The sequence below is a fragment of the Nocardia sp. NPDC050697 genome, assembly GCF_040654395.1.
GTDB lineage: Bacteria > Actinomycetota > Actinomycetes > Mycobacteriales > Mycobacteriaceae > Nocardia.
In genome coordinates, this window is sequence record NZ_JBFAHY010000013.1 from 139709 (window position 1) to 161494 (window position 21786).

21 protein-coding genes are annotated in these 21786 nt (G+C 73.4%); 8 read left to right on the forward strand and 13 right to left on the reverse strand.

Annotation, left to right across the window (positions count from 1 at the left end; genetic code table 11):
• Positions 1 to 26: 26 nt before the first annotated feature.
• A complete protein-coding gene (locus tag AB0H71_RS32330; protein WP_357028778.1) occupies positions 27 to 791 on the reverse strand; it encodes a 3-hydroxyacyl-CoA dehydrogenase in 765 nt (254 codons plus the stop codon).
• A gap of 215 nt (positions 792 to 1006) precedes the next feature.
• Here AB0H71_RS32330 and AB0H71_RS32335 point away from each other — a divergent pair, with 215 nt between their 5' ends.
• Complete coding sequence (locus AB0H71_RS32335; RefSeq protein ID WP_357028780.1) at positions 1007 to 1660, forward strand: class I SAM-dependent methyltransferase; 654 nt, start codon at positions 1007 to 1009, stop codon at positions 1658 to 1660.
• Here the strand turns inward: AB0H71_RS32335 and AB0H71_RS32340 are convergent.
• Both AB0H71_RS32340 and AB0H71_RS32345 read right to left on the reverse strand, forming a co-directional pair.
• Entirely contained in the window at positions 1657 to 2784 is a 1128-nt protein-coding gene (locus AB0H71_RS32340; protein WP_357028783.1) for an MFS transporter, read from the reverse strand. The genes AB0H71_RS32335 and AB0H71_RS32340 overlap by 4 nt on opposite strands.
• Positions 2785 to 2857: 73 nt before the next feature.
• Positions 2858 to 3778 carry a hypothetical protein gene (locus AB0H71_RS32345; protein WP_357028786.1) on the reverse strand — a complete coding sequence of 307 codons (921 nt, stop codon included), beginning with the start codon at positions 3776 to 3778 and terminating at the stop codon, positions 2858 to 2860.
• 256 nt (positions 3779 to 4034) lie between these two features.
• Here AB0H71_RS32345 and AB0H71_RS32350 point away from each other — a divergent pair, with 256 nt between their 5' ends.
• Entirely contained in the window at positions 4035 to 5288 is a 1254-nt protein-coding gene (locus tag AB0H71_RS32350) for an ATP-binding protein (protein WP_357028788.1), read from the forward strand.
• A 120-nt stretch (positions 5289 to 5408) separates the two neighbouring features.
• On the opposite strand, the gene AB0H71_RS32355 is transcribed toward AB0H71_RS32350, so the two are convergent.
• Together AB0H71_RS32355 and AB0H71_RS32360 are read right to left on the reverse strand one after the other, a co-directional pair.
• Positions 5409 to 5852, reverse strand: a complete 444-nt coding sequence (locus AB0H71_RS32355) for a roadblock/LC7 domain-containing protein (protein WP_357028791.1) — start codon at positions 5850 to 5852, stop codon at positions 5409 to 5411.
• Positions 5849 to 6187 (reverse strand): hypothetical protein, encoded by a 339-nt coding sequence (locus tag AB0H71_RS32360; RefSeq protein ID WP_357028794.1) that lies wholly within the window; start codon positions 6185 to 6187, stop codon positions 5849 to 5851. Before AB0H71_RS32360 ends, AB0H71_RS32355 begins: the two co-directional genes overlap by 4 nt.
• 508 nt (positions 6188 to 6695) lie before the next feature.
• Between AB0H71_RS32360 and AB0H71_RS32365 the strand changes: the two genes are divergently transcribed.
• The 3 genes from AB0H71_RS32365 (at position 6696) to AB0H71_RS32375 (ending at position 9215) form a co-directional block, all read left to right on the forward strand.
• Positions 6696 to 7433 (forward strand): hypothetical protein, encoded by a 738-nt coding sequence (locus AB0H71_RS32365; protein WP_357028796.1) that lies wholly within the window; start codon positions 6696 to 6698, stop codon positions 7431 to 7433.
• Positions 7434 to 7555: 122 nt separating this feature from the next.
• Positions 7556 to 8248 carry a CoA pyrophosphatase gene (locus tag AB0H71_RS32370; RefSeq protein WP_357028799.1) on the forward strand — a complete coding sequence of 231 codons (693 nt, stop codon included), beginning with the start codon at positions 7556 to 7558 and terminating at the stop codon, positions 8246 to 8248.
• A 52-nt stretch (positions 8249 to 8300) separates the two neighbouring features.
• Entirely contained in the window at positions 8301 to 9215 is a 915-nt protein-coding gene (locus AB0H71_RS32375; RefSeq protein WP_357028802.1) for a YihY/virulence factor BrkB family protein, read from the forward strand.
• On the opposite strand, the gene AB0H71_RS32380 is transcribed toward AB0H71_RS32375, so the two are convergent.
• On the reverse strand, positions 9202 to 12366 hold the full coding sequence (locus AB0H71_RS32380) for a BTAD domain-containing putative transcriptional regulator (protein WP_357028805.1): 3165 nt from the start codon (positions 12364 to 12366) through the stop codon (positions 9202 to 9204). The genes AB0H71_RS32375 and AB0H71_RS32380 overlap by 14 nt on opposite strands.
• On the opposite strand from AB0H71_RS32380, the gene AB0H71_RS32385 reads away from it, so the two are divergent.
• A complete protein-coding gene (locus AB0H71_RS32385) occupies positions 12365 to 13090 on the forward strand; it encodes a hypothetical protein (RefSeq protein ID WP_357028808.1) in 726 nt (241 codons plus the stop codon). The genes AB0H71_RS32380 and AB0H71_RS32385 overlap by 2 nt on opposite strands.
• Here the strand turns inward: AB0H71_RS32385 and AB0H71_RS32390 are convergent.
• The 3 genes from AB0H71_RS32390 to AB0H71_RS32400 all read right to left on the reverse strand — a co-directional run bounded on the left by AB0H71_RS32390 (position 13045) and on the right by AB0H71_RS32400 (position 15872).
• Positions 13045 to 14220, reverse strand: coding sequence for a globin domain-containing protein (locus AB0H71_RS32390; RefSeq protein WP_357028865.1), 1176 nt, complete (start codon positions 14218 to 14220; stop codon positions 13045 to 13047). The genes AB0H71_RS32385 and AB0H71_RS32390 overlap by 46 nt on opposite strands.
• 2 nt (positions 14221 to 14222) lie before the next feature.
• The gene (locus AB0H71_RS32395) at positions 14223 to 14690 is read right to left on the reverse strand and encodes an Rrf2 family transcriptional regulator (protein ID WP_357028811.1); all 468 of its coding nucleotides are present in this window, start codon (positions 14688 to 14690) and stop codon (positions 14223 to 14225) included.
• A 66-nt stretch (positions 14691 to 14756) separates the two neighbouring features.
• The gene (locus AB0H71_RS32400) at positions 14757 to 15872 is read right to left on the reverse strand and encodes an acyl-CoA dehydrogenase family protein (RefSeq protein WP_357028814.1); all 1116 of its coding nucleotides are present in this window, start codon (positions 15870 to 15872) and stop codon (positions 14757 to 14759) included.
• A 92-nt stretch (positions 15873 to 15964) separates the two neighbouring features.
• Here AB0H71_RS32400 and AB0H71_RS32405 point away from each other — a divergent pair, with 92 nt between their 5' ends.
• A complete protein-coding gene (locus tag AB0H71_RS32405; RefSeq protein ID WP_357028817.1) occupies positions 15965 to 16654 on the forward strand; it encodes a winged helix-turn-helix transcriptional regulator in 690 nt (229 codons plus the stop codon).
• Here the strand turns inward: AB0H71_RS32405 and AB0H71_RS32410 are convergent, their stop codons facing one another.
• On the reverse strand, positions 16655 to 17377 hold the full coding sequence (locus AB0H71_RS32410) for a 3'(2'),5'-bisphosphate nucleotidase CysQ (RefSeq protein WP_357028820.1): 723 nt from the start codon (positions 17375 to 17377) through the stop codon (positions 16655 to 16657).
• Between the two features lie 113 nt (positions 17378 to 17490).
• Here AB0H71_RS32410 and AB0H71_RS32415 point away from each other — a divergent pair, with 113 nt between their 5' ends.
• Positions 17491 to 18957 (forward strand): ornithine decarboxylase, encoded by a 1467-nt coding sequence (locus tag AB0H71_RS32415; protein ID WP_357028823.1) that lies wholly within the window; start codon positions 17491 to 17493, stop codon positions 18955 to 18957.
• Positions 18958 to 18960: 3 nt separating this feature from the next.
• Here the strand turns inward: AB0H71_RS32415 and AB0H71_RS32420 are convergent, their stop codons facing one another.
• The 3 genes from AB0H71_RS32420 to AB0H71_RS32430 form a co-directional block, all read right to left on the reverse strand.
• Positions 18961 to 20175, reverse strand: a complete 1215-nt coding sequence (locus AB0H71_RS32420; protein WP_357028826.1) for a cytochrome P450 — start codon at positions 20173 to 20175, stop codon at positions 18961 to 18963.
• A 10-nt stretch (positions 20176 to 20185) separates the two neighbouring features.
• Positions 20186 to 21424 carry a cytochrome P450 gene (locus AB0H71_RS32425; protein ID WP_357028829.1) on the reverse strand — a complete coding sequence of 413 codons (1239 nt, stop codon included), beginning with the start codon at positions 21422 to 21424 and terminating at the stop codon, positions 20186 to 20188.
• Positions 21421 to 21786 (reverse strand): ATP/GTP-binding protein (locus AB0H71_RS32430; RefSeq protein ID WP_357028832.1); only part of this gene is annotated, 366 nt, incomplete at its 5' end. The genes AB0H71_RS32425 and AB0H71_RS32430, both read right to left, overlap by 4 nt.

Consider the following 21786-nt stretch of genomic DNA (forward strand, 5'->3'; position numbering starts at 1 on the left):
GCGCCGGCCGCGGTCGCGGGGAAGAACTAGCGCGGGGCCATGCGGATGGCGCCGTCGAGCCGGATGGTCTCGCCGTTCAGCATCGGGTTCTCCACGATGTGCCTGGCCAGCGCGCCGTACTCGACCGGGTTGCCGAGCCGCGAGGGGTGCGGCACCTGCGCGCCGAGCGAGTCGATGGCCTCGTCCGGCAGGGTGGCGAAGAGCGGGGTGTGGAAGAGGCCGGGGGCGATGGTGAGGACCCGGATCTTCAGGCTCGCGAGGTCGCGCGCGACCGGCAGCGTCAGCCCGACGATGCCGCCCTTGGAGGCCGAGTACGCCGCCTGCCCGATCTGCCCGTCGAAGGCCGCGACCGAGGCGGTGTTGATGATGACGCCGCGCTCCTCGCCCACCGGCTCGGTGGCGGCGATGCGCTCGGCGGCCAGCCGGATCACATTGAAGGTGCCGATCAGGTTGACATTGATCACCTTCTGGAAGGCCGCGAGCGGGAAGGCGCCCTGCTTGCCGACGGTCTTGATGGCATTGCCGATCCCGGCGCAGTTCACCGCGATCCGCAGCGGGCCGAGCTCGGCGGCGGCGTCCAGCGCCGCGGTCACCTGCTCCTCGTCGGTGACGTCGGCCGCGGCGAAGACGACGCCGTCGCCGAGCTCCTTGGCGACGGTCTCGCCGGGCGAGGAGGGCAGGTCGACGATGACGACCTTCGCACCCTGCGCGTGCAGCTCCTTGACGGTCGCCAGCCCGAGGCCGGAGGCACCACCGGTGACCAGCGCGACGAGGTTGCTGTCGATCTGCATGTGAGTTCCCTTCTGCTCCGGCCGCGCGTGGTCGACACCGGCCGTGGCATCGAGAGTATCCATCGCGGCAGCAACAAGTAAACAGCGGTTCGCATAGCGGGACGGTGAGAACGCCATTTCGGCGGCGCCGATGTTCGGGCGCATTCACCTGCAACAGGTTCTAGTTATACCACGCCCCTTGACCTCGAGCGCGGTACAGGTTGCACGGTGGAGCCATGACCGAGACCACCGAACGCTGGGACTCCGTATACGACGACGACACCGCGCCGTGGGTGATCGGCCGCCCGCAACCGGCCGTCGCCGAGCTGGAGCGCGCGGGCGGCTTCGCCGGCCGGGTGCTCGACATCGGCTGCGGCGCCGGCGAGCACACCATCCTGCTGACCGGGCGCGGCCACGACGTCCTCGGCGTCGACTTCTCGCCGAGCGCCATCGATTTCGCCCGCCGCAACGCCGAGTCCAAGGGTGTGCCGGAGGCGCGGTTCGCGGTGGCGGACGCGCTCGCGCTCGGCGCCGACCCGCACTTCACCGGCGCTTACGACACCGCGCTCGACAGCGCGCTCTTCCACATCTGGGGCACCGAGCCGGAGACGCGGGCGCGCTACGCTCGCTCGCTGCACGGCGTACTGCGGCCGGGCGGGGTGCTGCGGCTGCTCGCGCTCTCCGACGCCGAGCCCGGCTTCGGCCCGCGGATCGGCGCGGATATCGTGCGCGGCGCCTTCACCGACGGCTGGCAGCTGGTCTCCCTGGAACCCACCCGCTACCTGGGCCGGGTCACGCCGGTGGTCGCGGACAACGTCGCCGGGCTCGCCGTCTCCCCGGAGGGGCTGGTGGACGCGTCGGCGTGGATCGCCGAGATCCGGCGGAGCTAGGCCCGCGCGAGCTTGTCCACCCGCCGCACCAGCGGCAGCACCAGCAGCAGGCAGAGCGCGGGCAGCAGGAAGGCCGTCCGCAGCGCGGGCCCGGCCGAGATCAGGCCGGGCAGCACCGCGCCGGCGAGCGCGCCCGCGTAGTTGAAGAGGTTGACGGTCGCGATGATCTCGTCCGAGCGCTCCGGCCGCACCTCGCCCGCCGCGCTGAAGGCGATCGGCACCAGCGCGCCCGCGCACAGCCCGGCCGCCGCGAAACCGAGCACGGCGCCGGGCACCAGCGGCAGCGCCGCCACCAGCGCGCACCCCGCGAGCCCGGCCGCCACCGCGCCGAGCGCCACCGGCGCCCGGCCGAACCGCCCGACCGCCGCGTCCACCGTCAGCCGGGCGCCGAGCACCGCGGCCTGGTAGGCGGCGTAGCCGAGCGGGGTCACCGCGGCGACCGCGCCGAGCCCGTCGGCCAGGTACACGGTGCTCCAGGTGGAGACCGCCGCGTCCACCACGAAGGCGGCGAAGATGAGCGCGCCGACGATGCGGATGGCGGGCCACGGCAGCGGGCCGCCGGTCTCGCGCTGCCGCACGGTCCGTTCGGGGTCGAACCCGAGCAGCGCCACCCCGACGTGCAGCGCCGCCGCGGCGAACAGCGCGGAGATCGGAGGCAGCTCGAGCGCGAGCAGCCCGGCGACCAGCAGCGCCCCCGCGATGGCGGCCGCCGTGTACCCGGCGTAGAAGCGGCCGAGCAGCTGCCGCCCCGCCTTCCGCTGCACCAGCACGCCCTGCATGTTCGAGGCGGCGTCGACCCCGCCGAGCCCGATTCCGTACAGCGCCAGCGCCACCGCGAAGAGCGGCAGGTTCGCCAGCGTGGCGGCGCCGAGCAGCGCCACCGCCTGCGCGCCGAACGCCGCCGCCAGCGCCCGCCCGCTCCCCCAGCGCACCGCGATCGCCTCCGCCGCGACCGAGCCGAGCGCCGCCGCGAGGCAGGTGCCGAGCAGCAGCACCGACACCACCGTGTCCGAGATCCCCAGCCGATCCTCGAATTCCGGCAGGACCGTGACGATGGTGGCGTAGCCGAAGCCCTGCGCGCCGTACGCGGCCGCCACCGCCCGCACGTGGCGGTTCTCCGTCATGACCGAACCCCCGGGGTTGAGCTGGACGGTTGTCCAGAGGTCGGGCGAGCGTACACCCGGGCGGCGGCTCCGGTCAGCCGAAAGGCCTGGCCACGTACCAGGAGCCGCCGACGACGGCGTGCAGCTCGGCGCCGAGCCCGAACAGCGCGAGCCGCCCCGATCCCGGCAGCGCGACCCGCTCGACCCGTTCGACCAGGTACCGGTCACCGGCCAGCCGCCCGATCGCGAGCCGCTCCCGCTCCCCCGAGTACCCGCCGTAGAGCGCCACCCGCGCACCGTCGACGGCGAGCACCTTCGCGCCCGCGATCTCCTCGTTGCGCCAGAGCGTGGTGTGCCCGTCCGCGATCCTGGCGATCGGGAAGTCGGTGTAGTAGCAGGCCCACGCGGTGTCACCGGAGAGGGTGAGGGCGTAGCAGTCGACCATCCCGGGCCCGTCGAAGGTCCAGGTGGGGCGCAGCGCGCGGTCGAAGCGGACGATGCCGGGGTGCCCGATCGGCTCCGGCCCCGCTCCGCCCCAGCCGAAATTGCCGAAGACCCCCTCGTCGAAGAAGCTCACCCAGATATCGCCGGACGGCGAGACCGCCACATCCTCGATACCGTCGCCGAGCACCCCCGTGCACTCCACCGTCCCGTCCGGCAGCACGACCATCGCATTGTGCTCCGGCCCGCTCGCCGACCACCGGCACCGGTGCCCCACCACCAGCACGGCGCCGTCCGGCAGCAGCCGCACCGAGGGGAACGCGATCGTCAGATCGTGGATCGGCACCACCCCGCGCAGCTCCGGCCCGAAGAGCACCACCCGCGCCGACACCGGCTCCGCCGCCCTCGTCAGCGGGAACGACGCCCCGCCAGGGGATTCCGTGCGCGCGGTGAGCAGCGCGGCCCCCGCATCCGTCGTCCACAGGGTCACCAGGGTTCCGTCGTACCCGGGGGCGGCGTCGAGCAGACGATCATGCCCGTCGACCGGGCGTGGCTCGGCGAGAAGTTCGAACACGTCCGCATTGTGCCGCACCCGGGGAAACTCCCGTGCCCGCTTTCCTCGCCTGCGATGCGAGCGGTATGCGTCGGGCGGCAGGTCGGTCGCCAGGGCAGCGGCAGATCGTTCACCAATCCAGCGGCAGATCGTTCACACCGTCAGCGGCAGATCGTTCACACAACTTGCGGCAGATCGTTCACAGCCCTGGCGGCAGATCGACCAGTACACTGGCGGCAGAATGATCACCCAACCGAGTCATCGAGGAGCTTCAGCCGTGCAAACCCGCCTCGGACCTGCGCTTCCGCGCCGAGCGGAGGCGATCGTCCGCGCGGCACTCGATGACACCAGGGTCGTCCTGGTGAACGGCGCGAGGCAGTGCGGGAAAAGCACCCTGCTGCGGCTGCTCGTCAGGGACCGCGCCGCCGAGTGGCGCGACCTCGACAGCGCCCTCACCCGGCAGGCCGCGCTGGCCGACCCCGACGGCTTCGTCGACTTCCCCGAGCTGATGGTGATCGATGAGATCCAGCGCAATCCCGAGCTGCTGCTGTCGATCAAGGCTCGCGTCGACGCCGACCCGCGGCCCGGCCAATATCTGCTGACCGGCTCCGCCCGCGTACTCGGCCTGCGCTCGCTACCGGACACCCTGGTCGGGCGCATGGAGACCATCGAGCTTTGGCCCTTCTCGCAAGGTGAGATCGATGGCACGCCTGACGGTTTTGTCGACGCTGTCTTCGCCGACGGCGACCGGGTGCGGCATCACTCGTCGGTGACCCGCGCCGACTACGCGGAACGGCTGGTGCGCGGCGGCTTCCCGGAGGCGGTGGCGCGCACGAACGACCGGCGCCGACGCGCCTTCTTCGACTCCTACCTCGGTGATCTCATCGCCCGCGACATCCAGCAGCTGACGGAGATCGAGCGCGTCGCCGAGATGCGCACCCTCGTCCGCCTGCTGGTCGCCCGCTCCGGCGGACTGCTGTCCACGGCAACACTGAGCAATGAACTCGGCTTGGGCGTCTCCACCGTCAAGCGGTATCTGGCGCTGCTGGAGGAGGTTTTCGTGGTCAAGCGGATCCCCGCCTGGTCGCGGAATGTCAGCAGCCGCGCGACCACCGCGCCCAAGCTGGCCTTCGTCGACTCCGGGATCGCGGCCCACCAGATCGGCGCCGATGCCAGGAGCCTGCTCCGCCCCACCGGACAGCTCGGCCCGCTGCTGGAGGGCTTCGTGCTGTCCGAGCTGGCCCGCCAGCTCACCTGGGCGGCGGAGGACGCCGAGCTCTTCCACTACCGCACCCGCGATCAGATCGAGGTCGACGCGGTGCTGGAGAACCGGCGCGGCGAGGTGGTCGGTATCGAGGTCAAGGCCGCCTCCACCGTCGGCGCCGACGACTTCCGCGGTCTGCGCCACCTCGCCGAACGGCTCGGCGCCGACTTCCGCACCGGCATCGTCCTGCACACCGGGCAGCAGACGCTGCCCTTCGGCCCGAAGATGCTCGCGATGCCGATCAGCGCGCTGTGGGAGCTGGGGTAGCGCTCACCCGAGTGGCGCCCATGACGTGCAGATCCGGAGGTGCCTACCGTGCCGCACGCCGGCGATAATTCCCGCGTCCCCCGAACAACCGACCACCCACCGGCCCCCGCGCGCCCCGGCTCAGTAGACGGGGGCGAGGAGCATGCCGAGCACCCGCTTGGCCGCGGCATTGAACCGCCCGAGACTCACCCCGGGCGCACTGGTGACGACGAGCAGCAGCGTAGAACTCACCGGGAAGACGCCGACGCACCCGCGATCCGCCTCGAAGACCGCGGACTGCAACCTGCCCTGGTGCAGCAGCCCGGTGAAGTGGTCGCCGATGCCGATGGCCGCCGCCGCCATGGCGGAGCCGCGCATGGCGATGGAGTCGCCGCCGTCGTACCCCGCCGACGCGGTGTCGGAGGCGACGACCAGGCCGTCGCGGCTGGTCATGACGGCGTGCTCGACCTCGTAGAGCTCGTCGCAGGCGCGCTGGAGCAGCCGGCCGACGACTTCCGGGTCACCGAGCGCGATCTCGGTCCGGTCGAGCGAGCGCGTGCCGGGCCGATGGTAGGGGGCGCTCATAGTGTGATCGCCTGTTCGATGCGGCGTAGCTGGTGCCGGGCGAGCGCGAGGTTGCCGCGCGCCTTGTCCAGGGCCAGGTAGAGGAAGAGCTGTTCGTCGTCGTTGCGCAGCAGCGGCATGATCAGGTGGTACTGCGTGCCCAGCGTCACCAGGATGTCCTGGACTTCGTCGCCGAGCTGCAGCGCCTCCACCGCGCGGGCCTTGGCGCGCAACACCTCGGTGTTCAGCGCGCCGGCCATGTCCAGATCGAAGAGCGCGTTCCCGCCCTGCTTCGCCAGCACCATCCCACTCTGCATATCGATGAGCGCGATGCCGATGGCGCCGTCCATGCTCATTCCGTCACGCAGAGTTTCTTCGAGCCTCATTTTTACCGTGCACCCTGAATCGCTCCGCCGTTCGGTCGAATTCATCCGAAGAGCGGAGCGATACCTTTCACTCGTGATCCCGCAGAAAGCTTGAGCAGTAAGAAACCGGGCGGTTTCCCTCCGCGACAGCAGCGTAGCAATGCCCCGGCGATCGGGCGAGATGGACGGGAACAGTCACGGAAAGTCACGATCGGGCAACGCGACCGAGACCTTCCATCCCAGACGCGGCGGCCCGCTCGATCACCCCTTACCCAGTGGTAACACCGCCGCGGGGCGACCGCCGGGCAGCACCGGCGAATCGGACATTCCAGTCGCGTAACGGTTACTGCGCAGCCGCAGGAAACTGTCCCGGACAGAATGGTCGAGTTAATCATCGGCGGCTGGGGTCTCATTCGGCTTCGCTATGCGGAGTGGCGTTTCTCGCCAATGCCGACCACGCGGTATGCACGTCCATCGGAAACGGTGTGAGGATGCCCGGGTGCATGAAGATATTCGGCGGCCCTATCCGGTCGCCATCACCGCGCCGGGAAAGGATTCGGTGGTGGCGGACGCCATCGCCTGGGTACTGCACGCCTCGCACGAATCGGGGGGAATTCCGCTGGTGTTCGTGGCCGACGAGAACCGGGTGCGCGGCAGCGCGTGGCTGCGCGCGTTCGTGGCGGACGCCGGGCTGCCGGTCGCCACCGCGCCGGACCCGAACTGGCGCGGCGGCGTGGTGCTGGCGGCCTGGCCGCGGGCCGAGCAGCTGGCGGCGATCGCCGCCGATCCGCGCACCCGCGGGCTCTGCGTGGTGCCGGACGATCTCACCGAGGTCGGGGTGTGGGCGGAGTCCGCGCACCCGCACCTGCTCGGTTCCACGGCGCCGCCGGAGTGCCCGGCCCCGCTCGATCCGGTGATCGCCGAGGCGCTCACCACGCTGAGCGGGCTGGTGAACCCGTCCGGCACGCTGGCCGGGTTGCAGGCCCGGCGCGATGCGGTGGCGCTGCTGGTGATCGCGCACGAGGGCGGTCATCGCGGCACCCGCGAGCAGATCTACGCCTGGAGCCTGGCGCACGGCTGGTCGGCGCGGGCGGCCCGCAGGCTGGCGGCGCTCGCCGCGCACGTGGCGGGGCGCAGGCCCGCCGCGCCCGCGGGGCCGTTCCGCTCGGACATCCTCGGGCTGTGGCGGGATCGGGCCGCCGCCCGGCCGCACGGCTGCCCCCGCGTCGACCACTGACGGCCGGGCCACCATCCGGCGGCGCGACGGCCGGACCGCCACCTGGCGCGCGGCCCACCCCGCACGACCACCGAGCGGGTGACCCCGCGCCGGACGCAGGCCGGTACGGCACTATCGAGGGCATGAGCCAAGACCCCATCCCGGCGAGCACCACCGAATTCCGCGCGCTCGCGCACGCCCGGCTGGACGGGTTCGAGCGCGCGGCGGTGCCGGACGCGCCCGGGCTGCGCCGCGCCGCGGTGGCGCTCTGCGTGGCGGCCGACCCGGAGGGGCCGCTCTCGGTGCTGCTGATCCGGCGCGCCTATCGGGGCCGCAATGCCGGGCAGTGGGCGCTGCCGGGCGGGCGGCTGGAGCCGGACGAGACGCCGCGCGCGGCGGCGCTGCGCGAGCTGCACGAGGAGCTCGGGCTCCGCGCCGAGGAGAGCGACGTCATCGGCGCGCTCGACGATTTCCCCGCCGCCTCCGGCTTCGCCATCACCCCGTTCGTCGTCGCGCTGCGCGACCTCACCGAGCTGCGCCCGGCCCCGGACGAGGTGCACTCGGTGCACCGGGTCGGGCTGCGCAGGCTGGCCGAGCCGGACGTCCCGCACTGGGTCTCCCCCGCGGAGGCCGTTCCCGGCGGGCGCCCGCTCACCGCCGCTCCCGCACCGGCGGGCGGGATCCGGATGCTGCAGATGCGCTTCGGCCCCGGCATGACCATCCACGCCCCCACCGGCGCGCTGCTCTTCCAGTTCCGCGAGGTCGTGCTGCTCGGCCGCACGCCCGCCGAGTCGAGGGTCGCCCACTTCGCGCAGCCGGACTGGACCCATCACTGACCGGTTGACCAGCGCCATCCCGGGTATTCCCGGACCGGACAAGGGGGAATCCGTGACCGTCGCTCCGCGAGCACCGCTCGCCCCACCGCTGGACGGCGTCGTGCCGCCGGCGCGGCGCTCGCGCGGGCAGCTGGCCCGGTACCTCTTCGACCTGATCTTCGAGGACACCCTCGCCGACCACGCCGCCACGCTCACCTTCTACGCGGTGCTCGCGGCGCTGCCGGTGCTCACCACCATGCTGGCGATCGTGGGCGCGCTGAACCCGGCGGTCACCGATCCGCTGGTGGACGAGTTCCGCACGCTCGGCCCCGGCCCGGGTGCGCAGCTGCTCATCGACACGCTCGGGGAGCTGCGCGGGTCGGCGCTCTCGGCGCCGCTGATCCTGGTCGGGCTGCCGGTGACGCTGTGGATCCTGACCAGGTACCTGGGTGCGCTGGTGCAGGCGATCCAGTCCATGTACGGGATCGTCGGCGATCATCCGGGCCCGCGCACGATCCTGCTGCGCGCGCTGCTGGCGGCGGTGGCGTTCCCGCTGCTCGCCTGCTGCCTGGTCGCGGTGGTGACCACCGGCGAGATGGCGAACGGGATCGGCGAGCGGTTCGGGCTCGGCGAGGAGACCGCGGCGGCGTGGCCGATCCTGAAGTGGCCGCTGCTGCTCGCGGTGATGACCTTCCTGGTGGTGCTGCTGTACCGGCTGGTGCTGCACGGCCAGGGCACCCGCTACCGGCGGCTGGCCCGCGGCAGCCTGCTCGCGCTCACCGTGTGGCTCACCGCCTCCGCCGGATTCACCCTGTACGTGGAGCATTTCGGCTCCTACAGCCGGCTGTACGGCTCGCTGGCGGCGGCCGTGGTGCTGCTGGTCTGGGTCTGGATCACGCACTTCGCGCTGCTGCTCGGCGCCGCCTACAACGCCCCCGACCCCGGCGCGGTGCCGCGGCAGCCGACCCGCAGGCTCAATCGGGAGTGAACGGCCAGCCGGTGCGGCGCTCGGCCGCGCGGCGTTCGTAGGGGTGCGCGCCGAGTTCGCGCGAGCGCTGCTGGGCCGCCGCCACCTCCTCGTGCGCGCCGGGCAGCCCGAGGATGCCGCGGAGCGTGCCGCTGTACAGCCCGGACGGCCCGAGGCAGACCAGCCCCGGCCACTGCACGATCGCCGCCGCGCCCCAGCCCCGGGTGAGCGGCTCCAGCCCGGCGGCGTAGCCGCGCACCCGCTCGCGCAGCTCGGGCGCGGTGCGGCCGAGCGCGAGCAGCGCCTCGGCGAGCAGCGGCACCCGGACGGCGACCCGGGGCCCGTGCCAGCGGCCCGGCACCGCGAGCACCGACTCGATGGCGGCCAGCGCGCGCTCCCGGTCCCCGGTCTCGGCGGCGGCCATGGCGACGACCAGCGCGAAATCCTCGTCGAAGTCGGTGGCCATGCGGTCGGCCTCGGCGAGCACCTCGCCGAGCCTGCCGCGATGCCACAGCTCGATGGAGCCGCTGGTGAGCAGGGAGGCCTCGGCGAGCAGGCGGGCCCGCTCGTCGACCGGGCCGAGGTCGGCGGCGAAGCGCGCCATGAGCGCGCGGGAGCGGTCGTAGTCGCCGCGCAGCACGGCGAGCATGACGTCCCACCACAGCTGGGTGGCGGCCAGGTCGGTGCCGCCGTCGGCGGCGAGCCGGGTGAACTCGGCCGAGAGCCTGCGCACCAGCCGCAGGTCACCGGATTCCAGCGCGCAGACGCGGCGCAGGTGCAGCGCGGTCGCCCGCGCGGTGTGGTCGGCGCCGGCCAGCTCGGCCAGCTCCTCGGCGAGCTTGGTGCGGTCGGCGAGGGTGCCCGGCTCCCAGGTGCAGACGAACTCGGCGAGCAGCACCTGCGGCCAGGAGCGGCTGCCGGGCGCGCTGCGCGCCTTGGCCTCGGCGAGCGCGTCCAGGTCGCCGGGGAGGCCGTGCACCGCGCGGTCGGTGGCCTCGACGGCCTCCACCTCGGCGACCGCGTCGGGGTCGAGTTCCAGCCGGTGCGCGAGCGCCCTGGCACGCAGCCCCGACGAATCCGACTGCACCACGCCGTATCCGGAGAAGTAGCCGGCGACGCCGTGCGGGGCGGCGCGCAGGGCGATCCGGGCGAGCGCGGGCGGGTCGGCGTGGCGCGCGGCGCGGTCGAAGCAGCGGGCGGCGGCGTCGAAGCGGCCGAGGCGGTGGTTGGCCTGCCCGGCGAGCAGGTCGAGTTCGACCGCGGTGGCGCGGCTCGCGTGCGGGCGGCCGCGCTCGGCGAACTCGGCGCATTCGTCCGGGGCGTGGTCGCGCAGGGCGCGGGCGGCGGCGGCCAGGCAGGCCGCGGCGGCGCGCTCGTCCCCGGTGTCGAGCGCGGCGGCGCAGCGGTGGCGGGCCTGCGCGGCCAGGGCATCCGGCTGCCCAGCGGCCAGCGCGTCGGCGATGCGGGCGTGCAGCGGGGCCGCGCGGAGCGGGCCGATGGTGTCGAGCACGGCCGTGCGGACGAGGTCGTGGGTGAAGGCGATGGTGCCGTCGGTGATCGTGGTCGTTCGGGTCTGCCCGAGTTCGGCTGCGATGGCGTCGAATTCGGGGATGTCGGCGAACAGGCCGACGGGTGCGCTCGGGCCGATGAGTGCGAGGAGCTCGGCGAGCTCCCTGGCCCGGGGGGAGAGCAGGTCGACGGGGACGGCGTCCAGCGGGCGTCCGGCCAGCGCGCGGTCGCAGAGCTGGGTGGCGATGAAGGGGCTGCCCGCGGCGGTGGCCACGATTCGTTCGTGCAGTTCGGCATCGGGTAGCGCGGCGCGGACCAGCTCGGCGACCGCGGCGTCCGGGAGCGGGGGGAGGTCGACGGTGGTGATGTCGCCCAGTGCGCCGAGCGGGCCGGGGAGCGGGCCGGGGCGCTGGGTGAGGATCAGGAGCACCGGGTGGGCGCGCAGCACGCGGGCGACGGCCGCGATGATGCGCAGCGAGGCGGCGTCGGCCTGCTGCACGTCGTCGAGGACCGCGACGGCGCGGCCGGTCTCCCTGGCGATCTCGGCGAGCAGCGCGGCGAGCGGGCGCGCGGCCGGGGTGTCGGGGACGTCGCGCCCCGCCAGCGCCGCCTGGTCCAGCCAGGGGGTCAGGGTGGCGAGCGGGTCGGGGCTGCCGGTGGTGACGAGGGCCCGGTCGCCGTGGCGGCGCAGCGCGTCGGTGACCACGGCGGTCTTGCCGATGCCCGGTTCGCCGCGGACCAGCACCACGGTGCGGCCGTGCGCGGTGCGCGCCCACGCGCGATCGAGGAGCGCGGCGACCTCGGCGCGGCCGACCAGGCCGGGCGGCTGTGAATCGGGGGCGGAGGCTCGGCCGGTGCTCGCCCGCGGCGGCGGCGCGGGGGCGCGGAGTTCGCGCTCCACCCGGGCGGTGTCGGGTGCGGGGTCGAGGCCGAGGTCGTCGCGGAGCGCGCGGCGCAGCCGGACCAGCAGGTCGAGCGCCTCGGAGGTGCGGCCGCAGTCGCGCAGGGCGAGCGCGAGCAGCCGGGCGGTGCCCTCCCGGTGCGGGTGTTGCTCGTGCCCGCCGGTGAGCAGGGTGACGGCCTGCGCGGGGCGGCCGAGGACCAGCAGCCCCTCCGCGCACAGTTCGGTGAGTTCGGCGCGCAGCTCGCTAAGCCGGGCGCGCTCCGGGGCCAGTTCGGCGATATCGGCGACGTCGGCGAGCGGTTCGCCGCGCCACAGCGCGAGCGCGGGCTCCAGCAGCCGCACGGTGCCGCCGACATCGCCCGCGGCGTGCGCGGCCCTGGCGTCGCGGGTGAGCAGGTCGAGCAGGTCCAGGTCGGTGCCGGAGCCGGAGCAGCGCAGCGCGTAGCCGTTCGGGCCGGTCTCGATGGCGAGCTCGGGGACCGGGCGCAGCGCCTTGCGCAGCCGCGACACGTAGCCCTGCAGCGTCACCGTCGCGCTCTCCGGCGGGTGCCCGCGCCAGAGCAGCTCGCAGAGGTACCCCGCGCCGCGGGTGGTGCGCTCGGCGGCCAGGATCACCAGCAGCTCGGCCTGCTTGCGGGCCGGGATCGGGATCGCGGCGCCGTCCGGCCCGCGCACCGCGAGCGGGCCGAGCACCGCGACGGCGGGCGCGCCAGCGCCGGACCAGCCGCGCACCAGCGCCTCGGTCGACCCTTGCCCCATGACTTCCTCTACGGTTCTCCAGCCCACCCCGGCCACCGCCGCGGGCCCCTCCCGCGCGACTGTACTTCGCCTCAGCGGCGCCGCGCTGACCTCCGGCGGCGTGCTCTGCATCGCGGGCGGCACGCTGCACCCGATCGTCGCGGGCAAGGGCCACTCGGTCGCGGCGCTCACCAGCCCCGGCACCCCGATCGCACAGATCCTGCTCGGCATCGGCACCGCGCTGCTCGTCCTCGGGCTGCCCGGCATGTACGCCTGGCTGCGGCCGCACATCGGCACCGCCGGCTTCGCCGGCCTGCTCTGCTACCTGCTCGGCAATATCGTCACCGCCACCGGGCACCTCACCGTCGAGCTCTTCGTCGCGCACCCCTTCGCCGCCGACCCGGCCACCGCGCACCTCATCGCCGGCAACGACCAGATGCTCGACTCCACCGCCTTCGTGCTCTTCAACCAGATCGGCGGGCTGGTCATGCTGGCAGGGATGGCGCTGCTCGGCGCGAGCCTGCTCCGCAACCGCGCGGTGCCGCGCTGGATCGCCGTGCTCACCCTGGCCGGCATGGCCGGGTTCTTCCTGCCGATCCCGGCCGTGCAGGGCTTCTCCGGGTTCCTGTACGAGGCGCCGCGCGGGATCGCCGTCGCCGCCATCGGGGTGCTCATGCTGCGCCACCCCGGCGGATGGGGTCAGGCCGGGGCCGGCGCCCAGCTGTCCGGGCCGAAGACCTCGTAGTGGATGTCGGCCGCCGCGACACCCTTCGCCAGCAACGCCTTCCGCATGCCGAGCATGAAGGGCAGCGGGCCGCAGAGGTAGGCGCGGGTGCCCGCGGCGACGGTCACCTCGCCGAGGTCGGCGCGGCCCGCCCGGAGCCCGGCGCCGGGGGCGCGCGAGCCGAGATCCTCGTACCAGCGGTGCATGACCGCGAAGGGCAGCCGCTCGACCAGCTCGGCGAGTTCGGCGCGGTGCGCGTGGCTGCTCAGCGCGCGGTCGGCGTGCAGCACCGTGACCGGGCGGGGGTCGGCGGTCTCGGCGAGGTGGCCGAGCATCCCCAACATGGGGGTGCAACCGATCCCGGCCGAGATGAGCAGCAGCGGGGCGTCGTCACCCGGCAGCACGAGGTCGCCGAAGGGGGTGGTGACCTGGAGTTCGTCACCCTCGAAGATCGTGTCGACGAGGGCATTCGAGACCTCGCCCGCCCGCTTGACGGTGATCCGCCAGTCCCCGGCGGCGGGCGCCGAGGAGAGGCTGTACTGCCGGATCTGCCTGGCGCCGTCCGGCAGCCGCACGGCGACCGAAAGGTACTGACCGGGTGCGAAAGGCGGCAGTTCGGTGCCGGTGAGCACGAAGGAGACGGTGTCCGCCGACTCGTACCGCCGCTCGCGCACCCGCACCGTCCGCCACACCGCGCCCGGCGCCACCCCAGCAGCCCGGTACAGCTCGGCCTCCATGGCGATGAGCGTCTCGGCCATCAGCCAGTACACCTCGTCCCAGGCGGCGGCGACCTCCGGCGTGACGGCCGCACCGAGCACCTCGGCGATGGCTTGGAACAGGTAGGTGTGCACGATCTCGTACTGCGCGGGCTCGATGCCGAGCGAGGCGTGCTTGTTCGCGATCCGGGAGAGGATCAGCTCGACCCGCGCCGGGTCCGGCTCCAGCTGCAGCGCGGCGAAGGCGGCGATGGCGCCGGCCAGCGCCTGCTGCTGCTGCCCCTGGCGCTGGTTGCCCCGGTTGAAGAGGTCGCGCTCCAGCTCGGGGTGCGCCTCGAACATCCTGCGGTAGAAGAGCGCGGTGATGTCGCCGATGGCGGCACCGACCGCGGGCAGGGTGGCGCGGATGGTCTCCGTCGCGGTGGCCGAGAGCATGGTCATTCTCCGATCGTTCGAGCGTCCGGGGTGCTCCGCACCCCGGGGAGTGCGAGCAGCACGGCGCGCGTCGGGTCGCCGGTGAGGTCGCCGACCGTCACGGTGTCCAGCGCGGCGTAGAAGGCCTCCTGCGCAGCGCGCAGCGCCGTCCGCAACCGGCAGCCGGAGCGCAGCGGGCACGGATTCGCCCCGTCGCACTCGACCACCTCGCCCTCGCCCTCGAGCCGGCGGGCCAGCCAGCCGACCGAGGCGGTGCGCCCCAGCTCGGTGATGGCCAGCCCGCCGCCGCGGCCGCGCCGCGCGTCCACCATGCCGAGCTCACCGAGCCGGGTGATCACCTTCGCGATGTGCGCGTAGGACACCGACAGCTCGTCGGCGATCTCCCTGCTGCCCGGGCGCTCCCCGCTCGGCGCGACCGCGAGCCGCATGACGACGCGGAGGCCGAGATCGGTGAACCTGGTGAGCTGCACGGCTCGACCCTACGATAATTCGCATCCACGATACCAATTATGTGATCGGGGTCGCGGCAACGGTTTTCAGCCCAGCGGGCCGTACCCGAGCGCCACCCGACCGCTGAACAGCAGCTGCTTGGCCCTGGGCAGCGGGTGGAAGAGGATCCCGTGCACATCGCGGTAGCGCCGCTCGATATCGCAGCCGCGCGAGTACCCGGCCCCGCCGACCGTCTCCATGGCCAGCCGCACGGTGGCGATGAGCTGCTCGGCGGCGACGGTCTTGCGGCCGAGGGTGCGCGCGGCGTAGGCGTCGGTGTTGTCGAAGTGCAGGTCCTCCGAGCCCGCGAACATGGCGGTGACCAGGTCGGCGGCGGTGGTGTGGGCGTTCATCAGCTCGCCGGTGAGCTGCAGGACGTGCTGGTCGGTGCGGCCCGCGACCATCCGCAGCGCCGTCTGCACCGCGCCGTCGGCGATGCCGAGGTAGGCGGCGGTGATGAGCGGCATGGCGGCGCCGATCACGGTGTTCAGCAGTGGCGGCCAGGCGCCGGCCGGGCGGATGAGCGAGACCGCGGCGTCCGGGACGAAGACCTTCTCCAGGATCACCGTGTGCGAGCCGGTGGCGCGCAGCCCGAGGGTGTCCCAGGTCCGCTCGATGCGGACGCCGGGCGCGCTCAGCGGGACCGCGCAGTGCAGCACCCGCGGCCCCTCCGGTCCGCTGTCCCAGCGGATGCTGGTCACCAGCACGGTGCCGATCTCGCAGCCGCTGGCGGGCGCCTTGCGGGCGGAGACCAGGTACCCGCCGTCGACCCGCTCGGCGGTGCCGCTCGACTCCACCCAGTCCGAGGCGCCGGTGCTCACCAGGATCGCGCCGTCCGCGACCTTGGTGAGCACGCCGGAGGCGTCGGCGCCGTGGTTGTGCCGCCACACCTGGGTGGCGACCAGGTGGCTGTGCATGGCGAAGGCGACCGCGGTGGAGGGGTCGTGGTTGCCGAGCTCGCGCAGGATCGCGCCGACCTCGGCGTGCGTGGCGCCGCCGCCGCCGAACTCGACGGGGACGCCGGCGCCGACCAGGTCGCGCAGGGTCTCCGCGGGGGCGATCGCGCCGGTGCGGTCGCGCTCGGCGACGCCGGGGAGCAGGGTCTCGCCGACCGCCTTCGCGCGGTCGATCCAGTTCACGGTGGTGGTTTCGATGGTGGTCATGTTTCGAAGTTAGAAAGCTCCGCGATAACCGGATAGTCCAGGAAATGGACCCGTCCGGTACACGAAAAAGACCCCTCCGCGAGGTGCCACCCATGCCCGAACCGACCGCAGGCTACGGCCAGTACTGCCCGATCTCCCGCGCGCTCGAGCTGCTCGGCGAGCGCTGGTCGCTGCTCATCCTGCGCGATCTGCTGCTCGGCAGCACCCGCTTCAACGACCTGGCGCGCGGGTTGCCCGGGCTCTCCCGGAGCCTGCTGGCCAAGCGGCTGCGGCAGTTCGAGAAGGCGGGGCTGGTCGAGAAGGCCGGAGTGCGGTACCTGCTCACCGAGGCGGGGTCGGATCTCGAGCCGGTGCTCTTCGGGCTCGGCGAATGGGGCGCCAAGCACACCTTCGGCGAACCCGACCCGAGCGAACTCGACGCCGACCTGCTGGTCTGGTGGATGCACACCCGGCTGGACACCACCCCGCTGCCCGGCTTCCGGCACGTCTTCGCGGTGCGCTTCACCGACGACGTGCGGCGGTTCTGGATCGTGGTCGACCGCGGCGCGCCCTCGGTCTGCACCACCGACCCCGGGTTCGAGGTCGACGTCACCATCACCGCGGATGTGGCCGGGCTGTACCAGGTGTGGCTGGGACGGATGCCGATCGGGCACGCGGTGCGCACCGGGCGGGTCGGGTTCGCCGGGCCGAGCGCGCTCACCCGGCGGATGCCGAATGTCCTGCGGCTCAGCCCGGTCGCGCCGTACAGCGCGGTGCCGCTGCCGGTCGAGGTGAGTGCCTGATCAGCCCGCCCGGCGGGCACCGAGCGCGGTGAGTACCTGGTCGGCCAGCTCCGGGCGGCAGATCACCAGGTCGGGGAGGTACGGGTCGGGGCGGTTGTAGCGCAGCGGGCTGCCGTCCAACCGGGAGACGTGCAACCCCGCCGCGGCGGCCACCGCGACCGGCGCGCACGAATCCCACTCGTACTGCCCGCCGGAGTGCGCGTACACATCGGCCTGACCGCGCACCACCGCCATCGCCTTGGCCCCCGCCGACCCCATCGGCACCGGCCGCCCGGCGACCGCGCCGATCAGCGCCGTGACCCGGGTCGACGGCCTGCTCCGCGACACCGCGACCCGGATCGGCCCCGGCACCGCGGGCGCGAGCACCGGCGGCTCCCCGGTGTGCAGCACGATCCCCGCCGCGGGCAGCGCCACCGCGCCGATGGCGGCCACCCCGTCCACCGCCAGCGCGACGTGCACCGCCCAGTCGTCCCGCCCTCGCTCGCCGTACTCCCTGGTGCCGTCGAGCGGGTCGACGATCCAGACCCGCTCGTGCCGCAGCCGGGCCGCGTCGTCCGGCGCCTCCTCGGAGAGCACCGCGTCGTCCGGGCGGGCCGCGCGCAGCCGCTCCAGCAGCAGCGCGTTGGATTGCCGGTCGCCCGCGGCCCCGCCCTGATCCCGGATGCCGAGCAGGAGTTCGCCGGCTTCGGCGGCGAGGGACGCGGCCAGTTCGTCGTCGTTCACCCGCTTCACTTTCGCCGGGAAAGATCGTTTTGTCACCCTCCGGGGTGGCGGCGCCGCGGAAAACCCCGCACCGGCTGCGGAGTATCCCCCGCGAGCCCGGGTAGGGCGGCACCATGGACCACGCCCGCGCGCCCCTGCTCGACGCCTTGGCCGAGTACCACCACCTCGGCCGCTACGGCTTCACCCCGCCCGGCCACCGGCAGGGCAGGGGCGCCGACGAACGGGTGCTCGCGGTACTCGGCCGCGACCCGTTCCGCGACGACGTCCTCGCCTCCGGCGGCCTGGACGACCGGCTGGCCCGTGGCCGCTACCTGGCCGACGCCGAGGAGCTGATGGCCGACGCGGTCGGCGCCGAGACCGCGTTCTTCTCCACCTGCGGCAGCTCGCTCTCGGTGAAGGCGGCCATGCTCGCGGTGGCCGGGCACGACGGCGGGCTGCTGGTGCCGCGGGACGCGCACAAGTCGATCGTGGCCGGGTTGATCTTCTCCGGCGTGCGGCCGCGCTGGATCTCCCCGCGCTGGGACGCCGAGCGGCACTTCTCGCACCCGCCCTCGCCGGAGCAGGTGCGCCGGGCGTGGGCGGAGCACCCGGACGCCGCGGGCGCGCTGATCGTGAGCCCGAGCCCGTACGGCACCTGCGCCGACCTCGAGGCCATCGCCGAGGTGTGCCACGAGCGCGGCAAGCCGCTGGTCGTGGACGAGGCGTGGGGCGCGCACCTGCCCTTCCACCCCGACCTGCCCACCTGGGCCATGGACGTGGGCGCCGACGTCTGCGTGGTCAGCGTGCACAAGATGGGCGCCGGGTTCGAGCAGGGCTCGGTCTTCCACGCCCAGGGCGACCTGGTCGACCCCACCCACCTCAGCGCCTGCGCCGACCTGCTCATGACGACCAGCCCGAACGTCATGGTCTACGCCGCGCTGGACGGCTGGCGGCGGCAGATGGTGGAGCGCGGCCACGAACTGCTCGGCGCCGCGCTGGCGACCGCGAAGCACGCCCGCGCCCGGCTGGCCGAGCTGCCCGGCATCGCGGTCATGGAGGACGTCCTGCTCGGCGACGAGGCCTCGCACGACCTGGACCGCCTGCAGGTACTCCTCGACGTGTCCGAGACAGGGGCGAGCGGATACGCCGCCGCCGACTGGCTGCGCGAGAACCGCCGCGTCGACATCGGGCTCAGCGACCACCGCCGCATCCTCGCCACCCTCTCGATGGCCGACGACGACGGCACCGTCGACCTCCTGGTCGACGCCGTCGCCGCCTGGCAGCGCCAGCTCGACGACCCCGAACCGCCGGAGATCCGCCTCCCCTCCCCCGACGATCTCCAGCTCGACTCCGTCCTCACCCCGCGCGACGCCTTCTTCGCCGAGGTCGAGACGGTCCCGGCCGAGCGCGCGGCCGGGCGGATCGCCGCCGAGCAGCTCACCCCCTATCCGCCCGGCATCCCCGCCGTCGTCCCCGGCGAGCGGCTGGACGAGGCGGTGATCGAGTACCTGCGCACCGGCATCGACTCCGGCATGAACGTCCCCGACGCCGCCGATCCGGAGCTGAAACACTTCCGGGTGGTCGCCCGGCCTCGGGGCTGACGATCAGCGCAGGAGCGCGGGCAACCGCTTGTGCCCATTGGAGATGAAGCTCGGCACCCGCCCCAGCTCGTCCTCCGGCACCGCGAGCCGCAGGCCGGGGAAGCGCGCGAAGATGGCGGGCAGCGCGATCTCCGCCTCCAACCGGGCCAGCGGCGCCCCGAGGCAGTGGTGCGTCCCGTACCCGAAGGCCAGGTGCTCCTTCGTCGCCCGCCCGAGGTCGAACCGGTCCGCGTCGTCCCCGTGCAACCCGGGATCCCGGTTCGCCGCCGCGTAACTGGCGAGGATCGCGTCACCCGCCGCGATCCGCACCCCACCGACCTCGAGCTCCTCCACCGCGAACCGCAGCGGCAGATGCGCCAGCGGCGCCTCGTACCGCAGCGACTCCTCGATGAGGTCGCTCCACGGCACCGCCCCCGTCCGCAGCCGCTCCAGCTCGGCGGGCCGGGTGAGCAGCGCGTACATGGCCTGATCGAGCAGGTTGACGGTGGTCTCGTGCCCCGCGCCGATCACCAGCAGCAGGGTGTCGAGCAGCTCCTGCTCGTTCAGCCTGCCGCCGTCCTCGGCGTCCCGGTAGGTGATGAGCAGGCTGGTCATGTCGTCGCCGGGCTCCGCGCGGCGGATCTCCACCAGCTCGCCGAGCAGCCGGTACATCTCGGCGTAGTTGGCCTGCGCCGCCTCCGGCGGGAGCGAGGTGTCGAAGAAGCCGTCGACGCAGGCCCGCAGCCCGGCGTGCAGCTGCTCCGGCACCCCCATGAGGGTGCTGATCACCCGGATGGGAAGCGGGTAGGCGTACCCCTCGCGCAGGTCGACCACCCCGTCCGCCGCCGCCAGCTCGTCGAGCAGCTCGTCGGCGATAGCCTGGATCTGCGGCCGCAGCGCGGCGGTGCGGCGGTGCGTGAAGGCGGGCGCCACCAGCTTGCGCAGCCGGTGGTGCTCCTTGCCGTAGGCGCTGAGCATGTTCGTCACCGCCACCCACGGCAGCAGCGGCCAGTCCGCCGGGATCTCGCCCGCGATGAACGGCGGCCAGTGCTGCCTGGCGTCCTTGGAGACCCGCGGATCGATGAGCAGGCTCTTCAGCAGCGCCGCGTCGGTGACCGACCAGGCGGCGATCCCGCCGGGCAGCTGCACCCTGGTCACCGGGCCGAGCGCGCGGATCCGCGCGCCCTCGCCCTGGATATCGGCGCCGGTGGGATCGAGAACGAGGGGTGGCTGGGCCATGTCGGGCTCCTCAGAAACTCTGCAGCGGAGGGGAGGGCGGGAAGGTGACCGGGAGCGCGACCAGCGCCCGGTGGAACGGCCCCGGCCGCCAGGCCAGCTCGTTCGGCGGCACGCCGAGCGAGAGCTCGGGCAGCGCGTCGAGCAGCAGGTCGATGGCGTCCTGCACGATCAGGTAGGCCACCGAGCGGGCCGGGCAGGCGTGCGGGCCCGCGCTCCAGGCCAGGTGCGAGCGGTTGTCGGTGTAGCGGCCCGCGTCGATGGCCGGGTCGTTGTTGGCGCCGGCCATGCTGATCAGCACCGGCTGGTTGGCGGGCAGCCAGACGTCGTCGATGAGGATGGGCTGGCGCGGGTAGGTCATGCAGAAGTTGGCCAGCGGCGGGTCGGTGAAGAGCACCTCGTCCAGCGCGTCCCTGGTGGAGAGGCTGCCGCCGAGCATCTTGCCGCCGAACCGCTCGTCGGTGAGCATGAGCCGCACCGTGTTCACGATCAGGTTCATCATCGGCTCGATGCCGGCGCCGTAGAGCGTCAGCAGCTGCTGGATGGCCTCGTTGTCATCGAACCCGGCCTGGTGCTGCACCACCCGGGATGCCATGTCGGGCCCGGGTTCCCTGCGCTTGAGCAGCACGAGCTCGTGCAGCCCCGCGGTGAACATCGCCGCGCCCTTCTCGGCGTGCTCGACATCGAAGACCAGCGCCATCCCCTCGGCGATGGTCTGGCCGATATCCGGCGGGCAGCCGACCAGCTCGTTGACGACCGCGAAGATCAGCGGGAAGGCGTACTGGCTGATCAGATCGGCCGCGCCGGTTTCGCAGAAGCCGTTGATCAGCGGGGTGGCGATGCGCTCGACGGCGCGCTGCGCGCCGTGCATGTCCACCTCGGCGAGCGCGGCGACGCTGGCGGCCCGGTACCTGGCGTGTTCGGCGCCCGCGCTGCGCAGCGCGTTCGGCCGCCACGCCAGCATGGGCAGTACCGGGCAGTCGCTCGGCACATCGCGCTGCCACATCCGCGGGTCGGCCGGGAAGTGGTCGGGGTCGTTGAGGATCTGGACCGCGGTGCGGTACCCGATCACCAGCGTGGCGGCGACGCCGGGCGAGAGCTCCACCGGCACCAGCGACCCGAACCGCCCGCGCATCTCCCGGTACGCGCGGTGCGGGTCGGCGGCGAACTCCTCGGACCAGAGCGGGTACCGCGGCCCCTCGGTGTCGAACGGCGACCCGTGCGGGACCGGGCATCCTGCGGGTTGGCTCATTGCTGAAACTCCAGACGGTGGAACAGGAATTCGACGAGGGTGATCAGTGAGCGCAGACAGGCGCCGCGATCACGGGCGTCGAGGTGGACCAGCGGGGTGTTCGGTGCGAGGTCGAGTGCGTCGCGGACCTCCTCCAGCGGGTAACTGCGCGCCCCGTCGAACTCGTTGATCCCCACCGCGTACGGCACCCCACGCTCCTCCAGCACCGACAACACCTCATCGGCCTTGTCGATCCGGCGCGTATCGATCAACACCAACGCGCCGAGCGCACCCCGCGCCAGCTCCTCCCACAGCGGCACGAACCGCTGCTGACCCGGCGTGCCGAACAAATACAACGCCAGCTGCGGATTCAACGTGATCCG

Bases quoted from the DNA above. Each gene is read 5' to 3' on its own strand.
- AB0H71_RS32330 (WP_357028778.1), bottom strand. From the start codon at position 791: ATGCAGATCGACAGCAACCTCGTCGCGCTGGTCACCGGTGGTGCCTCC.
- AB0H71_RS32335 (WP_357028780.1), top strand. From the start codon at position 1,007: ATGACCGAGACCACCGAACGCTGGGACTCCGTATACGACGACGACACC.
- AB0H71_RS32340 (WP_357028783.1), bottom strand. From the start codon at position 2,784: ATGACGGAGAACCGCCACGTGCGGGCGGTGGCGGCCGCGTACGGCGCG.
- AB0H71_RS32355 (WP_357028791.1), bottom strand. From the start codon at position 5,852: ATGAGCGCCCCCTACCATCGGCCCGGCACGCGCTCGCTCGACCGGACC.
- AB0H71_RS32360 (WP_357028794.1), bottom strand. From the start codon at position 6,187: ATGAGCATGGACGGCGCCATCGGCATCGCGCTCATCGATATGCAGAGT.
- AB0H71_RS32370 (WP_357028799.1), top strand. From the start codon at position 7,556: ATGAGCCAAGACCCCATCCCGGCGAGCACCACCGAATTCCGCGCGCTC.
- AB0H71_RS32385 (WP_357028808.1), top strand. From the start codon at position 12,365: ATGACTTCCTCTACGGTTCTCCAGCCCACCCCGGCCACCGCCGCGGGC.
- AB0H71_RS32380 (WP_357028805.1), bottom strand. From the start codon at position 12,366: ATGGGGCAAGGGTCGACCGAGGCGCTGGTGCGCGGCTGGTCCGGCGCT.
- AB0H71_RS32390 (WP_357028865.1), bottom strand. From the start codon at position 14,220: ATGCTCTCGGCCACCGCGACGGAGACCATCCGCGCCACCCTGCCCGCG.
- AB0H71_RS32400 (WP_357028814.1), bottom strand. From the start codon at position 15,872: ATGACCACCATCGAAACCACCACCGTGAACTGGATCGACCGCGCGAAG.
- AB0H71_RS32405 (WP_357028817.1), top strand. From the start codon at position 15,965: ATGCCCGAACCGACCGCAGGCTACGGCCAGTACTGCCCGATCTCCCGC.
- AB0H71_RS32415 (WP_357028823.1), top strand. From the start codon at position 17,491: ATGGACCACGCCCGCGCGCCCCTGCTCGACGCCTTGGCCGAGTACCAC.
- AB0H71_RS32420 (WP_357028826.1), bottom strand. From the start codon at position 20,175: ATGGCCCAGCCACCCCTCGTTCTCGATCCCACCGGCGCCGATATCCAG.
- AB0H71_RS32425 (WP_357028829.1), bottom strand. From the start codon at position 21,424: ATGAGCCAACCCGCAGGATGCCCGGTCCCGCACGGGTCGCCGTTCGAC.